The 14,732-nt window shown below is 65.9% G+C and carries 12 protein-coding genes and 1 tRNA gene; 10 read left to right on the forward strand and 3 right to left on the reverse strand.

Annotation, left to right across the window (positions count from 1 at the left end):
* From HYU53_07390 to HYU53_07400, 3 genes are all read right to left on the reverse strand, one after another.
* Positions 1–1,235, reverse strand: a 1,235-nt coding sequence (locus HYU53_07390; GenBank protein MBI2221018.1) for an ATP-binding protein, incomplete at its 3' end; no start/stop codon positions are given.
* Complete coding sequence (locus HYU53_07395) at positions 1,236–2,162, reverse strand: SIR2 family protein (protein ID MBI2221019.1); 927 nt, start codon at positions 2,160–2,162, stop codon at positions 1,236–1,238.
* A gap of 180 nt (positions 2,163–2,342) precedes the next feature.
* Positions 2,343–2,419: transfer RNA gene (locus HYU53_07400), tRNA-Pro, on the reverse strand.
* Positions 2,420–2,519: 100 nt separating this feature from the next.
* Between HYU53_07400 and HYU53_07405 the strand changes: the two genes are divergently transcribed.
* The 10 genes from HYU53_07405 (at position 2,520) to HYU53_07450 (ending at position 14,726) form a co-directional block, all read left to right on the forward strand.
* Entirely contained in the window at positions 2,520–2,852 is a 333-nt protein-coding gene (locus HYU53_07405; protein MBI2221020.1) for a DUF2384 domain-containing protein, read from the forward strand.
* Positions 2,849–3,403, forward strand: a complete 555-nt coding sequence (locus HYU53_07410; protein MBI2221021.1) for an RES domain-containing protein — start codon at positions 2,849–2,851, stop codon at positions 3,401–3,403. The genes HYU53_07405 and HYU53_07410 overlap by 4 nt, the downstream gene beginning before the upstream one ends.
* 184 nt (positions 3,404–3,587) lie before the next feature.
* Entirely contained in the window at positions 3,588–4,232 is a 645-nt protein-coding gene (locus HYU53_07415; protein ID MBI2221022.1) for a cytochrome c3 family protein, read from the forward strand.
* Entirely contained in the window at positions 4,211–7,195 is a 2,985-nt protein-coding gene (locus tag HYU53_07420; protein ID MBI2221023.1) for a TAT-variant-translocated molybdopterin oxidoreductase, read from the forward strand. The genes HYU53_07415 and HYU53_07420 overlap by 22 nt, the downstream gene beginning before the upstream one ends.
* Positions 7,192–7,791, forward strand: coding sequence for a cytochrome c (locus HYU53_07425; protein ID MBI2221024.1), 600 nt, complete (start codon positions 7,192–7,194; stop codon positions 7,789–7,791). Before HYU53_07420 ends, HYU53_07425 begins: the two co-directional genes overlap by 4 nt.
* Positions 7,792–7,801: 10 nt before the next feature.
* A complete protein-coding gene (locus HYU53_07430) occupies positions 7,802–9,709 on the forward strand; it encodes a cytochrome ubiquinol oxidase subunit I (protein MBI2221025.1) in 1,908 nt (635 codons plus the stop codon).
* Positions 9,710–9,823: 114 nt separating this feature from the next.
* Positions 9,824–10,174 carry a cytochrome c gene (locus HYU53_07435; GenBank protein ID MBI2221026.1) on the forward strand — a complete coding sequence of 117 codons (351 nt, stop codon included), beginning with the start codon at positions 9,824–9,826 and terminating at the stop codon, positions 10,172–10,174.
* Entirely contained in the window at positions 10,171–10,989 is an 819-nt protein-coding gene (locus HYU53_07440) for a cytochrome c (GenBank protein ID MBI2221027.1), read from the forward strand. The genes HYU53_07435 and HYU53_07440 overlap by 4 nt, the downstream gene beginning before the upstream one ends.
* Positions 10,986–12,695 (forward strand): c-type cytochrome, encoded by a 1,710-nt coding sequence (locus HYU53_07445; GenBank protein MBI2221028.1) that lies wholly within the window; start codon positions 10,986–10,988, stop codon positions 12,693–12,695. Before HYU53_07440 ends, HYU53_07445 begins: the two co-directional genes overlap by 4 nt.
* Positions 12,696–12,722: 27 nt before the next feature.
* Positions 12,723–14,726 (forward strand): universal stress protein, encoded by a 2,004-nt coding sequence (locus tag HYU53_07450; protein ID MBI2221029.1) that lies wholly within the window; start codon positions 12,723–12,725, stop codon positions 14,724–14,726.
* The last annotated feature ends 6 nt before the right edge of the window (positions 14,727–14,732 follow it).

Genomic DNA, 14,732 nt, shown 5'->3' on the forward strand with positions numbered 1-14,732 from the left:
TCAGGAGCTTGTGCTTCCTTAGCTGCAAGGGCACGGAACACCGGGTCCAAGTCATCAACTGTGACGGCCTCTCGCACTACGACTGCCATCGGGATTAATCGGCCAAACAAGCGCAGATGCACTTGCTCGCTGGTCAACAGGAACCATGACACTGCCCAAAACGCCCCGCGGTTTTCTGCCCACAAGCGCGTGAAGTAGTAGTTGATGCTGGGCCTCAAAAAGACCGGACGCGCGGGTTCGGCTGCCAGAAACTCGGCGACTTGCGCTGGTTCGTCCTCGATCAACAGGACGCTAACAGCAAAGTCAAAAAGAATGTTGTGAGCGAACGCCACGCGCTGCCCAGCCGTTCCAACCTGAGTAAGGATTTCCGCGCTGAAAAGGTCTCGCCATACTTCGTCGTCTTCGCGCTTGTACGCCGCGTCAAAGCGTACCGACAGCTGATGGGCTTCCACCATTGCTCTTGCGAGCTCCGTCAACACCGAACGGCGTCGCAAAGCCATCAGGCCCGATGCCACTCGCTGGTGCCAAAACAGTGAAAGCAGCTGAACTTCGGAAGACACATCACTCAGGGTGTCGGGATTGACACCGCCGCCAAGCAACTTCTCCGCAAGCCACAAATTGAATGGAGTCCGAAGCAACCACCGAAATTCTGGCGAGCTGCGCTCAAAGATCCTGTCGAGCCCGGGGATGCTGGCAACCGCTTGCAGCGTCTCGTCATCCGAGAGCGCTGGGACGACGAAGTGCCGGCATAGCACGCCGCGCATCTGGAATTCAGGAGCCGGTGGAGCTCCAGGCGGAAACATTGCAAGCAACATTTCGGACCGCAGTGCATCAAACGTACGGACCGCGACAATGATCCGCCAGCTTGCCTGCAGAACGTTTTGCGCACGCCGAATGAGCGTCCGTACGTACTTCTGAGCGTCTTCGGAGCGCAGCGAGTCGTACGAGTCAATGATCAGCAAGCCTGGCGCCGCCGGTGTAGCGCGGACGTCATCGCGCAGCGTGTCAATCAAATCGCGATCGAGCCCGAGTTCTGTCTGAAGTTCGAGATCGTTGTGAACGGAGTGCTTGTCCAACGACAGCAGATACGCTGGCCGATGATCGGCGTGCGCCGCGCGAAAGTGTGTGACGAGCAAGTGCGTCTTGCCCACGCCGGGAGCTCCAAGCACGACGCCATTGCCCTGGCGTTCGAATTTGGCAAACTCCGTTGCAAGACGATCCCGCCGGATTTCCATTTACAGCTCCTCTAGGGCTCGACGGGCGAGTCGATCAACGGCTGATTCCGCAGGGGCTGTCGCCCCAGCCTTGGCACCGAGATCCTCAATCACTGAAGCCAGCCCAGTATGGTCTTGAAGACCCGTCGCGGGATCACGTGGCGCGTGATAGAAAATGGGCACGAGCCAGGGCGGAAGTCTTTCGCGGAACTTCTGTTTGGCTTCTTCGTGCGCTGCTGCGGGATCGAGCACGCCGGCAGTGGCCGTTAAGTCGACGTCGTAAGGGATGATCGAAAAATGCGCCGGTTCGTCGGTCAGGACGAAGTCGCTCCTCAAAAGATCCAGCGCCTTGTTAAAGAACGGATCTGTCATGCTGAAACCGACGAACAGCACTGGTCGTGTTGCGAGCAGCGTCCAGATGACCTTTCGGGGAAGGGTTCGGAGCGCCGCATCAGGCGCAGACAAATCGTGCCCGTACGCAGCAGCGTAGTCGCGGGCACCCAGTATTAGTCGCTTGGGCAAACTGTGAAAGCCGTGCAAGTGCAACACTCGATCGTGGCGAAGACTCGCACCAAGGTTCCGCAGGAATTCAAAGACGCGGTACGATCGGTCGTCCCTCAAGTCGACCGGCTCGCAGCGATGAACACCAGCCGAGCCCGAATACTCGGCGATGCATGCTTCCTCGAGCGTCGGATCGAAATTTGGGGTGATGAGCCCGGAGAATCCGAGGGAAATCAGCCGCCGATGAAACCGCAGATCCTTACGTGGAGCGCCGTCGAAACAGAAAGTGCGGTCGAGCCGCTTGAAGTACTCGTCGGCGCGACCAACAGCCGCTGCGGCGTCGGCGATCTTGTCGACGTCACCTAGGTAATCGTCTGAAACAGCTAGGGCAGGGGCGAACTCGTCGGCGAGTTGTCTTACCAACCCGCGCCACAGCGGGTAACCCATCACCGCGCTTGCGCCCGCCCCGGCCAAGAGGAGAGGCCGGCGAGCTGCCAGAAGCGGGACGAGAAGCGCAGCACCGTGGCGAGTCGGCGGCATCGACGCCTCATCTTAATCGCCGCCGCCGCGGCGGACCGAACCGGCGTCAGCCAGTGTGACCTATATGTGACCTACAGATCGGAAAAGTGGTCGGGGCGACTGGATTCGAACCAGCGACCCCCTGCGCCCAAGGCAGGTGCGCTACCAGGCTGCGCTACGCCCCGACGCGTCAATTATACGGGTTCAGAGGGACATGGGGCAGCCCCGCCTGCCGACGCCACGCGAAATGTTGCGCAACAAAAAGTGTTGCGCTATCCTGATCGCATGCCCGTCGCCACCGCACGCAAGGTCGAGGCGCTCCGGCATGACTTCCGCTCGGCCGCGCGGCTGGCCGACATGCTCGGCGTCAGCCGTTCGCAGGTCACACGCTGGCTGCAAGGCGCCGGGATCGACCCCCTGAACGCCGAGAAGGTCGACCTGCTGGAGCTGGTCTGGTCCAGCGTGCTGCGCCTCTACGAGCGCGATGCCGCCCTGGAGTGGCTGTTCGGCATCAACCCGCGGCTGGGCGACCGTCGTCCGATCGATCTGGTCCGCTCGGGGCGCGCCGAGGAACTGATGCGCGCGCTCCGCGCGGAACGCACCGACTCCTTCGCGTGATCCTCCACCGCTGCTTCGCCTGGAGCCGGGCCGCGCGCGGCGACGCGCCCGACGGACCGCTCTGGTTCCCCCGCGTGCTCCAGGGCGAAGGACGCCACGACAACCCCGAGACGTACGGCTGCCTGTATCTGGCCGACCGCCCGGTGTCCTGCGTCGCCGAACAACTGGCGGCGTTCCGGGGTCAGCGGCTGATCGCGCCGCTCCTCCGGCGCCGGGGCCTGCCTCTGGCGCTCGCCGACATAGAGCTGGACGACGGCGCGACGCTGATCGATCTCGACGATCCCCTCGTCCTGGGCCGCGAGCGGCTGCGCCCGTCCCGTGTCGCGACCAGGAATCGCTCTGTCACGCAGCCACAGGCGCTCGCCCTCTATCGGTCGCATCCCAGTGCGGCCGGTCTCCGGTGGTGGTCGAGCTGGGAGGCGCTGTGGGCCAACATCACGCTGTTCGACCGCGCGATGCCGCTGCTGCGGCTCGTGGCCGTCCGGGAACTGACGCTCGAGGATCCGGCCCTGCTGGAGGCGGCGGAGTTGTTCGGCCTGCGGGTGGTGTAATCGACGCCTGGCGCGCTTGACCCTCGTCGCCGTTCGTGGATAACATGCGCCCCTTAATCCACCGGATTTCGTTCGCTGCCGCTGCGGCGAAACTCCTGGGGGAGGCGCGAGGATGTGGCAGCAGAGCTCCATCGCTCACTCGCGGTCGGGACAACTGTCCTCCAGCGAGACGGGGTCCTAGCCATTGGCCCAGATTTTCCCCCCCTGGTGGAACAAACTCCCGCTCGCCGCCGCCCTTGCGGGCAGCCTCGGTGCGGCCCTCGCGATCGCGGGCGTCTGGTACTACTTTTCTCCGTGGTACACAGACGTCGGCTACCGTCCCGTTCAGCCCGTCCCCTACAGCCACAAACTTCACGCCGGCGAGCTGGGTCTCGATTGCCGGTACTGCCACGCCTCGGTCGAGATTTCCGCGGTCGCGAACGTTCCGCCCACACAGACCTGCATGAACTGCCATCAGACGGTGAAGAGGGACAGCGCGAAGCTCGCACCGATCCGGGACAGCGCCGCCAGCGGCCGGCCGATGCGCTGGATCCGCGTCCACAAGCTTCCCGACTACGCCTATTTCGCCCACAGCGCGCATGTGGCGGCAGGAATCGGCTGCGTCACCTGCCACGGCCGCATCGACGAGATGGAAACCGTCACCCAGACGACGCCGCTCAGCATGAGCTGGTGCGTCGACTGCCACCGGAACCCCGGTCCCTACAGACGCCCCGTTTCAGAGGTCACCAACATGAAGTGGACCCCTCCCCGGGACGTCCGGATGCTCGCGGCCGTGCTCGGCGACCGACCGGTCAATCCGCCGACTGACTGTTCGGGGTGCCACCGGTGAGCCGGACCTATTGGCGAAGTCTCGCGCAGATCGAGGACCGCCCCGAGGCGCGCGCGTTGCTCGAGCGGGAATTCCCGGAGGGAGCCTCGGAGCTTCCCGAAGGGGTGACCCGGCGCGAGATGATGATGCTCCTGGGCGCCTCGCTGTCGCTTGCGGGGCTCGCGGGGTGCCGGCGCCCCGTCGAAGAGATTGTCCCGTATGTGACCGCTCCCGAGGAGATCGTCCCGGGGATCCCCCGCTACTACGCGACGACCATGCCGTTCCGCCGGAGCGCCTACGGCCTGATCGTCGAGAGCCACGAAGGGCGGCCGACCAAGATCGAGGGAAACCCTTCGCACCCCTCGACCCTCGGGGCCTCGGCCTCCCTCGTCCAGGCGTCCATCCTCGGCCTCTACGATCCCGACCGCTCGCAGTCGGTCATGCTGCGGAGCACGCGGAAATCCTGGAGCGATTTCGTGACGGCCTGGGGGCAGCTCTCCGCGGCTCATGCCGCGGATGGCGGCGCCGGCCTTGCCGTCCTCTCCGAGTCCTTCTCTTCGCCAACCCTGGCGCGTCTCGTCTCCGAGCTTCGTGCCCGCTACCCCCGTTTGCAGTGGGCGACTTACGACGCGGTCAGCGACGAGAGCCGGCTCGCGGGTCTGCGGCACGCCACGGGACGCGACCTCGATCTCATGCTCCGGCTCGATCGAGCCTCGGTGATTCTCGCCCTCGACGCCGACCCGTTCCTCACCGACCCGGAGACGATCCGCCACGCGCGAGGCTTCGCGGACGGCAGGCGTGCCCTTTCGACAAGCTCAGGGCAGGCCTCCGATGCCTCGATGAACCGGCTCTACGCGGTTGAAGGGGTCTACTCGCTGACGGGAGCCATGGCGGATCACCGGCTCCGCCTCGAGAGCCGGCAGATCGCCCCCTTCCTCGCGGCCCTCGCGGCGCGCCTTGCGGCGCCCGGCGCCGGAGCGACGGGCCCGGCCCACGTCCCGGGTGTCGACCCGCGCTGGATCGACGCCCTTGCGAAGGACCTTCTGGCGAACCGAGGCAAGGGGTTGATCGTGGCGGGGGAGCGCCAGCCGCCGGCCGTCCACGCGGCGGTCTGCGCCCTGAACACGTATCTCGGCAACACGGGCAGAACGGTCACCTACTACGAGACGAAGGACGCTGCGCTTCCGAGCGCGAGCTCGCTGGCCTCGCTCGTAGCATCGATTAAAGAGGAGGCGGTCCGGACGCTCGTCATCCTGGGCGGCAATCCTGTGTTCGACGCCCCCGCCGACCTCGACTTCGCAACATATCTCTCCAAAGTCCCTCACACGATCGCGCTCGGGCACGCGGTCGACGAGACATCCTCCAGGGCGGAGTGGCATATCCCTCGCGCTCACTATCTCGAATCGTGGGGAGACGCGCGCGCGGTTGGAGGCACGCTCAGCGTCATCCAGCCGCTGATCCTCCCCCTGTTCGGCGGACGAACCCCCGTTGAAGTGCTGGGGCTGATGGCCGGGGGCAAGGATCGTCCCGGCTACGAGATCGTGCGGGAGACGTGGAAACCGATCCTGGGCGAGGCCGAGTTCGACAAGAAGTGGAACCGCGTCCTCCACGACGGGTTCCTTTCCGGCAGCGAGCTTCCCGAAGTCGTTCCCGATCTGACAGGGGAGCCCATTGCGGACCTCGCGCGCTTGACAGGCGGGCGATCTCCGGACGGCCTTCGACCGGGCTCAGGCCAGGGCCTGGAGATCGTGTTCCTCCCTTCACCCTCGCTACACGACGGCCGGTTCGCGAACGACGGGTGGCTGCAGGAGCTTCCCGATCCCATCACCAAGCTCACCTGGGACAACCCCGCACTCGTGAGCCCGAAGACCGCCGAGACACTCGGTCTTGCGAGCGAGGATGTGGTCCGCCTCGATTACGCGGGCCGCTCGCTCGAGCTTCCCGTCTGGATCCTCCCCGGAATGGCAGACGATGTGGTGGCCCTCACCTTGGGATACGGCCGTCTCCGCGCGGGACGGATCGGGTCCGGCGTCGGGTTCAATACGTTCACCGTCCGGGCGTCCAACGCACCCGGCTTCGACAGCGGCGCCAGACTCACCAGGCTCGGGCGCGCGTACCCGCTCTCGGCGACGCAGAGCCATGGCAGCATGGAGGGGCGCCCCATCGTCCGCGAGTCGACTCTCGCCGAGCTTCGATCGGAACCGGCCTCCGCGCCGGAGGAGGCCCCGCATCACTTCTCCCTCTGGAAGGAGCACGCCTACGATCAGGGGCACCAGTGGGGGATGACGATCGACTTGAACGCCTGCATCGGCTGCAGCGCGTGCATGACGGCCTGCCAGAGCGAGAACAACGTGCCTGTCGTCGGCAAGACCCAGGTCGCGAAAGGGCGCGAGATGCACTGGCTGCGGGTGGACCGGTACTTCTCGGGCGAACCCTCCGGCAGCCCGGAGATCGTCTTCCAGCCGGTTCCCTGCATGCACTGCGAGGATGCCCCCTGCGAGCAGGTCTGCCCCGTGGCCGCAACCGTTCACGACGGGCAGGGCCTCAACGTGATGGTCTACAACCGGTGCATCGGGACCCGCTACTGCTCGAACAACTGTCCCTACAAGGTGCGCCGGTTCAATTTCTTCAACTTCACCAAGGACACACCCGACATTCTCCGGCTCGCGATGAACCCGGACGTCACCGTCCGCGCGAGGGGCGTGATGGAGAAGTGCACCTACTGCACGCAGAGGATCAATCGGGCGAAGATCGATGCGAAGCTCGCGGGGCGCGAGCTTCGTGACGGCGACGTCAAGACGGCCTGCCAACAGGCCTGCCCCGCCTCGGCCATCGAGTTCGGCGATCTTCGCGACCGATCGAGCCGCGTCGTGAAGGCGAAGGCCGACCCGCGCAACTACGCGCTCCTCGAAGAGCTGAACACCAGGCCACGGACGACCTATCTGGCCAAGGTGCGCAACCCCAACCCGGAGATGCCGGCATGAGGGGGCGGAATCGCGTGTTCGCGTTCCTCTTTCTTGCGTCCGCCGTGGGTGCTGCGGCGGGCTGCGCGCGCGGCTGCACGTCGAGCCGCCCTCCCATCCATCTCAATCCGAGCATGGACGACCAGCCGAAGGTCCGCGCGCAGACGGCGAGCAACTTCTTCTACAACGGCGCGTCCATGAGAGAGCCCGTTCCCGGAACGGTCCCGATCGGCGGGCTGAAGGAAGACGTGCCCTTCTTCACCGGAAAGGAGGCGGACGGGCCGTTTGTCGCGACGATTCCCGTTCCCGTGGACGAGACGCTCGTCGAGCGCGGGCGCGAGCGGTATCGCATCTACTGCCAGCCGTGCCACGACGCCCGGGGGGAGGGCAAGGGGATCCTGTTCCAGCGAGGCAACGTCCCCACCGCCTCCTTTCACCAGGACAAGATCCTGAAGTACCCGGACGGGCAGATCTTCGACGTCATCACGAACGGGAGCGGGCTGATGGCCGGATACCGCTGGCCGATCCCTCCCGCGGACAGGTGGGCGATCGTCGCCTACGTGCGGGAGCTCCAGCGCAAGCGGCCGGCAGGCGTCACGGGCATCCAGGGGAAATGAGGGAGGCGTCGTGCTGAACGGCGTGATGAACCGCAAACTGCTCGTCGTTCTCGGTCCCCTCACCGTACTCGTGATGTTCGCGGGGACGGTCAAGATGGCCTCGTTGCTATTGGACCGCGAGTACAAGGAGCCTTACCGGGCTCCTTCCGCGGCCGTTGACGCGACGCCCCGCGCGCAGGGACTCGCCGCCGAGAGGGCCGATGCGGAGAGCAAGGCGCGCGCGAAGCCCTACGCGGAGGCCGAGTACCGTACCTTTCCGGTCGTCGGCAGCCGCGTGGCCATCTGGGCGGTCGCGCAGCTTCACCTGCTGTTCGCGGCGTTCGTCCTGGCCATCCCGATCTTCGCGTTCATCATCGAGGTGATCGGCTACAAGACCGGAGATCTGCGTTACGACCGGCTCGCGTACGAGTTCACGAAGCTCCTCTCCGTCTCCTTCTCGCTCACCGCGACCTTCGGGGCGTTCCTGACGTTCATGCTCATCATCCTGTATCCGAAGTTCACGAACTACCTGATGAGCGTGTTCTCTCCCACCTTTCTCCCGTACGTCCTGCTCTTCTTCCTCGAGGCGTTCTTCCTCTACACCTACTATTACGGCTGGGGGAAGTTCCATCCCCTGGTTCATCTCGGCCTGGGGCTCGGCCTCAACGTCGCGGGCACGGCGATCATGATGATCGCCAATGCCTGGCTCACCTTCATGATGTCGCCGCGCGGGGTCTCGGACACGGGGGCGGTGATCTCCGTCTGGGACGCGGTCACCAACCTCACCTGGATGCCGATCAACGTCCATCGATTCATCGCGAACATCGCGTTCGGCGGGTCGGTCGCCGCCGCGTATGCGGCGTTCAAGTTCCTGCAGGCTGAAACAGACGAGGAGCGGGCGCACTACGACTGGATGGGATACATCGGCAACTTCGTCGCGATCAGCGCCTTCCTCCCGCTCCCCTTCGCCGGCTACTGGCTCGCGAAGGAGATCTACGCGTTCTCGCAGACGCTCGGGCTCATCATGATGGGCGGGGCCTTCTCGTGGCTCTTCATCATCCAGGCCGTCCTGATCGGGAACCTCTTCCTCGCCGCCAACTACTACCTGTGGCTCGGGATGGGGCGGGTCGAGGGAGTGCAGCCGCTTCAGAAGTTCATCAAGTACCTTCTCATCGCGATCGTGCTCTGCTTCATGGTCTGGGCGACGCCGCGATCGATCATCGCGACCGTCTCCGAAATCCGGGCGATGGGAGGATCGTCGCACCCCATTCTGGGCTACCTCGGTGTCATGTCCGCCAAGAACACCGCCGTGAACATCCTGATCCTGACGACCTTCATGAGCTTCCTCCTCTACCGCCGGACGGGGAAGGTCGCAACGGTGGCCTGGGCGAAGACGGGCCATGCGGCGCAGCTCTCGATCTTCGCGGCCGCCGCGTTGTTCGTCATCTTCCTCGGCGTCTACGGGTACTTCGTCGAGGCGACGGTCCGGATCCGGCTCTCGGTGCCCCAGGTCGGCTCGGTCCTGCTCGCCATGGCGTCGATCACCGCCATCGACATCTTCCTCTTCCGCGGGGCGAGGAAGACCGAGGTGCGCTGGGGAAGAATTCCGGCGATCTCGCAATACGTGCTGATCTTCATCGCGGTGACCTTCACCTGGCTCATGGGGCTCATGGGCTACGTTCGATCCGGGCTTCGCCAGCACTGGCATGTGTACGGCGTCATTCGGGACCAGTCGGCCGACGCGTTTACACCCACGCTTGGCTTCGCGACCGAGGTCGTCTCGGTGACCGTGCTCGGGTTCTTCCTCCTGATCGGCGTCGTGTTCTGGATCACGAGCCTGCACGACCGGCCCGATTTCAAACGGGAAGCCGCCCCGCGAGCCCGGCGACGGCTATCCCAAGTGGTGGTCGGGTCGGCCGGCACCAGGGAACAGAGGTGAGCGGTTGTGAAGCAATCCTGCCGCGAGCAAGCGCAGCGAGCGAGCCACGCGACCGGAGCGGGGCCTTGGGGCCACCGCGAGGGAGCGTGTAGCGGGGTCCCCGCCGCGCGGACTGTGCGCGCGACCTGCCACACGATCGGCAAGACGGGGGCGCTCCGGTTCCCCGACCTCGAGGGGGTCGGTGTCCGCGCGAAGACCCGCGTCCCGGGCCTGAGCGACGTCGAGTACTTCGCGCAGTCGATGTACGAACCTGACGCCTTCATCGTGCCGGGATTCAATCGGGGGATGCCCGTCATCAACAAGCCTCCGATCGGCCTCACCGATCAGGAGATCCTCTGCGTGATCGCGTACCTCCAGACTCTTGGCGGCACGCCGACGGTGACGCTCCAGACGACCCACCGTTACCGCGCGGCGCCGGCTGCCTCCCAGGAGGCGGCGCGGCCCGCTGGAGCGGTGGCACGATGAACATTCCGATCGTCCTGGCCGTCGCTGCCGCGTTCGGGCTCCTTCGCCTCCGTCGGGCCAACCTGCTGATATGGGCCGTCGCGTGGTGGGCGGGGATCTACGTCCTGCTCCGGTTCGGATTCACTGCCCCGATTCCCTCCTCCGTCGTCTCGCTTTACATGGGAATCGTCTCGATTGCGATCCTGGCGTACGTGTCCTCCAGTCAGGAGCGGCGCGAGGAAGCCTCCCGCCCGCTCGTCCGGTTCATGACGGAGAAGCGGTACACGGCGCTCCTCGGCGCGACGGTCGTCGCCCTCCCGGCGCTCGCGGCCGCGAACGTCTACGTCCAGATGAGCGTCCCCATCGAGCCCCCGCTCTTCCCGCGAACGGTCCACCCCGCCTCCCCGACGGAGGTGACCGTTCACGAGAAGAGGATCGACCTGGACGCCGGAGACAGCCCCTTCCGGCACCTCGAGTCTTCGAATCCGGAAGAGTTCCGCAGGCACGTCGAGAACGGGCGCCAGGTCTACTACCGGAACTGCGTCTTCTGCCACGGCGACGACCTGTCCGGCAACGGCATGTTCGCCCACGCGCTGGACCCGATCCCGACCAACTTCACCGACCAGGGGACGATTCCGAACCTGCGGGAGACGTTCCTCTTCTGGCGGGTTTCCAAGGGGGGACCGGGACTTCCCGAGGAAGGGGGTCCCTGGGACACCGCCATGCCGGCCTGGGAGAAGTTCCTGAAGGAAGAAGAGATGTGGGAGGCGATCCTCTTTCTTTACGATTTCACGGGCCACAGGCCTCGCGCCAGGGAGGAGGTCGCGAGGGAATGATCTCCCGCCCGATCGGCCCGCGCTGGTCTCTCGCTGCAGGTCTCGCGGTCCTGATTGCCGCGGTGTGTCTCGCGCTGACGGGATCGGCGCGGGTGACGGCTCAAAACGTGACCGAAGCGCAGCGCGAGTCCGGCAGGACGCTCTATCTCAAGTACTGCGCGCAGTGCCACGGCGAGAAAGGGGACGGCGAAGGCTACGCCACCCCACACCTGCGCCCCAGGCCCCGCGACTTCACCCAGGGCAAGTTCAAGGTCCGCACGACTCCCAGCGGGGCGCTCCCGACCCATCAGGACCTCGTCGACATCATCAGGCGCGGCATGCCCTACACCTCGATGCCCGCCTGGCCCAACCTCTCCGGCCAGGAAGCATCGGATCTCGCGCACTTCATCACGACGTTCTCCGCCGACTTCTCCAAGGGCGAGAACGCCCCCCAGCCTGTTCCGCTCCCGAGTGCGCCGAACGCCACGAGGGAGTCGATCGAGCTTGGGAAGAAGCTCTATGTTGAAAGCGGCTGCGTGCGGTGCCACGGGACGCTCGGCCGGGGCGACGGACCTTCCGCGCCAACCCTGGTGGACGACTGGGGGCATCCGATACGCGCGGCGAACCTCTCGCAGAACTGGACCTTCCGGGGCGGGTCGTCGCGCGAGGACATCTTCCGGACGATGAGCACGGGGTTCAATGGGACGCCCATGCCGTCGTTCCTCGAGGCGCTGACGCCCGAGCAGCGATGGGCGATCACCGACTTCATCGTCTCGCTCTCGGGCGGCAAGGGGCCTGGCTATACCAACCTGGTCGTCGCCAGGCACGTCCAGGATCCGATCGATCTGAAGAGGGGGGCTGCGAGCTTCGAATCCGCGCCGGTCGCCCGCTTTCCGATCATCGGACAGATCATGGAGCCCGGACGCGCGTTCCATCCTCCCGCCACCTCCGTGACCGTTCAGGCGATCTACGACGCCGAGTCGATCGCCCTCCTCGTCCGATGGCACGACATGAGCGCGCAGAAGACGGGGAAGAACGGGCCGTCGCTTCCCGTGCCTCCGGAGGAGGAAGAGGAGTCGGCGCCGGGAGCTCCGCAGGAGACCGGACAGAGCCCCTTCGGCGAGGCGGAGTTGCCGCCGGCGGCGGACCCCTTCGCCGAGGAGGAAGCCGCGCCGGCCGTCCAGCCGTCCGAGTTCTCCGACGCCGTCGCGATCCAGATTCCTTCGCAGGTGCCGGCCGGCGCGCGAAAGCCGTACTTCATCTTCGGCGACGCCCAGAACCCGGTGGATCTCTGGTTCTTCGATCTGGCCCGCCCCGATCCGCTTCAGTTCACCGGCCGCGGCAGCGCGGACATCGCGCCCGACGACACCGGGGAGCTCACGGGAGTCGCGAGCTACGACCAGGGAGAGTGGTCGGTCATCTTCAAGCGGCCCCTTCGCGCAGGCTCGGGCGCCTCCTTCTCGCCCGGACAGTTCCTGCCGGTCGCCTTCTCGGTCTGGGACGGGTTGTCGCGCGAGCGTGGCAACAGGCGAGGTCTCACGGCCTGGTACTCCCTCTACGTCGAGCCAGAGGTGGTTCCATCAGCCGTCGGCCCGATGGTGAAGACGGCGTCGCTCATTCTCGCCATCGAGCTGGCCGTGATTGGCTGGGTGCGGCGGCGCTACGGATCTCGCGCCGGCGAGGAGTCCGGCGGTCGGCGGAGGCAGCAGGCGGCCACCAGCGCATGAACGGCCTGGGGCCATCCGGAGAATCCAATGTACAAGAGCATCTACGTTCCCGTCGATAACTCGGACTACTCCAACCGCGCGTCCGCCTGCGCCATCGCGTTGGGCAAGGCGTTCTCCGCGAAACTGGTCGGCTGCCATGTGTACGCGGCAAGCCTGCACGACTATCGCTTCAGGCAGATGGAGTACACCCTGCCCGAGGAGTACCTCGACGAGGTGGAACTGGAGCGCCAGCGGAAGATCCACGACAGCCTCATCACGATGGGCCTCAAGCTCATCTCGGACAGTTATCTCGATGGCATGTCACGCCTCTGCGTGGAGTCGGGCCTCGCCTTCGAGCCGCGGATGATGGACGGGAAGCATCATGTCGAGATCCTCAAGGATCTCGCCGGCTCCGAGCACGACCTGGTCGTGATCGGCGCCCTGGGGATCGGGCGCGCCCGGGACAGCGTGATCGGCTCGGTCTGCGAACGCGTCGCCCGCCAGTGCGATCGCGATGTCTGGGTGGTCAAGCACGTCCCGGAGTCGGGCCCCGAGTTGGGCGATGCCGAGCGGGACACGATCCTGGTCGGCATCGACGGAAGCCCCCAGTCGTTCGGCGCGCTCATGACCGCGTCCGAACTGGCCCGCGCGTTCGGCAAGAAGGTCGAGGCGATCGCCGTGTACGATCCTTATCTGCACTACTCGGTCTTCAACGGCATCGTCAACGTCCTCACCGAGCAGGCGGCGAAGGTGTTCCGCTTCGAGGAGCAGAATCAGCTCCACGAGGAGATCATCGACACCGGGCTCGCGCAGATCTATCAGTCTCATCTCGAGGTGAGCGAGCGTATGGGGAGCGAGATGGGCATCGCGATCAAGAAGACGCTCCTCGACGGCAAGCCCTTCCAGAAGATCCTCGACCACGCGCGCAAGACGAATCCCTGGCTCATCGTGCTTGGGCGGATCGGCGTTCACAGCCCGAAGGACGAGAAGGCGCTGGGGAGCAACGTGGAGAACGTGCTGCGCGCCGCGACCTGCGACGTCCTCCTTTCCACGCGCCTCGAGGTGCCCAGGCTCGACGTGCGCGCCGAGGAGACCGTCCGGTGGACGCCCGAAGCCGAGGAGCGGATGAAGCGCGTGCCCGAGCAGGTGAAGGGGATTGCCCGCACCGGCGTCCTTCGCCTGGCGCTCGAAAAGGGGCATTCGGTGGTCACCAGCGCGGTGATCGACGAGGCGATGGATCGCTTCATGCCGAAGAGCGCCTCGACCGCCACCAAGGCGCTGGCCGAGGCGGTGGCGCTCGAGCGGGCGAAGTCTCGCCCGGTGTCGATGTGCCGGGCGTGCGGCGTTGCGGCCACGCAGAGCGATCCGGTGAGGTGCACCGTGTGTGGCGCCTCGGACTTCGAGGTGATCTCCCCGGAGATGATCGAGAAGATCGCGGCGGTGGAGGGAGGGCTCGAGGAGGAGACCACGTACGACGGGCGCAAGCTCCGCTGGACGGAGGATGCGAGGCGGGGCCTCTGGACCATGAAGAACGCCTATCAGCGGCGCCGCGTCAAGGCACGCGTCGAAAAGCGCGCGCGCATGATGAGGCTCGACGCGATCACGCTCGAGTTCGCCCGCCAGGTGATCGAGGAGGAGACGGGGGCGCCGCTGGAGATTCAGGCACCGTCCGGGGAGAAGGCCGCCACCGGCACAGGAAGCGACGCGAAGCTCGTCGCGCGCGACGACAAGAAGAACCCGCTGATCTCGACGTTCGACTGGACGGACGAGGCCGCGCAGCGGATCTTCCGGGTCCCGGCCGGGTTCATGCGGAGCCAGACGCAGGCGCGGATCGAGGAGCTTGCGCGCGAGCGCGCCGCGGCGACGATCGACCTCGCCCTCGTCGAAGAGGGAATCGAGTTCGGCAAGCGGATGATGGCCGAGATGATCGCGAGCTACTCGGCGCCAGGCGCCGGCGCCGCGACGCCGGCGCGGGATTCGGCGGCCGCGAGCTCGACCGCGAGCGCGCCCGCAGACGGTAACGCGGGCGGCTACCTCAACGAGGTGACGTAAAAGGGG

It is taken from the genome of Acidobacteriota bacterium, assembly GCA_016184105.1.
Classification (GTDB): Bacteria; Acidobacteriota; Vicinamibacteria; order Vicinamibacterales; family 2-12-FULL-66-21; genus JACPDI01.

Bases quoted from the DNA above. Each gene is read 5' to 3' on its own strand.
- HYU53_07445 (MBI2221028.1), top strand. From the start codon at position 10,986: ATGATCTCCCGCCCGATCGGCCCGCGCTGGTCTCTCGCTGCAGGTCTC.
- HYU53_07450 (MBI2221029.1), top strand. From the start codon at position 12,723: ATGTACAAGAGCATCTACGTTCCCGTCGATAACTCGGACTACTCCAAC.
- HYU53_07395 (MBI2221019.1), bottom strand. From the start codon at position 2,162: ATGGGTTACCCGCTGTGGCGCGGGTTGGTAAGACAACTCGCCGACGAG.
- HYU53_07425 (MBI2221024.1), top strand. From the start codon at position 7,192: ATGAGGGGGCGGAATCGCGTGTTCGCGTTCCTCTTTCTTGCGTCCGCC.
- HYU53_07440 (MBI2221027.1), top strand. From the start codon at position 10,171: ATGAACATTCCGATCGTCCTGGCCGTCGCTGCCGCGTTCGGGCTCCTT.
- HYU53_07405 (MBI2221020.1), top strand. From the start codon at position 2,520: ATGCCCGTCGCCACCGCACGCAAGGTCGAGGCGCTCCGGCATGACTTC.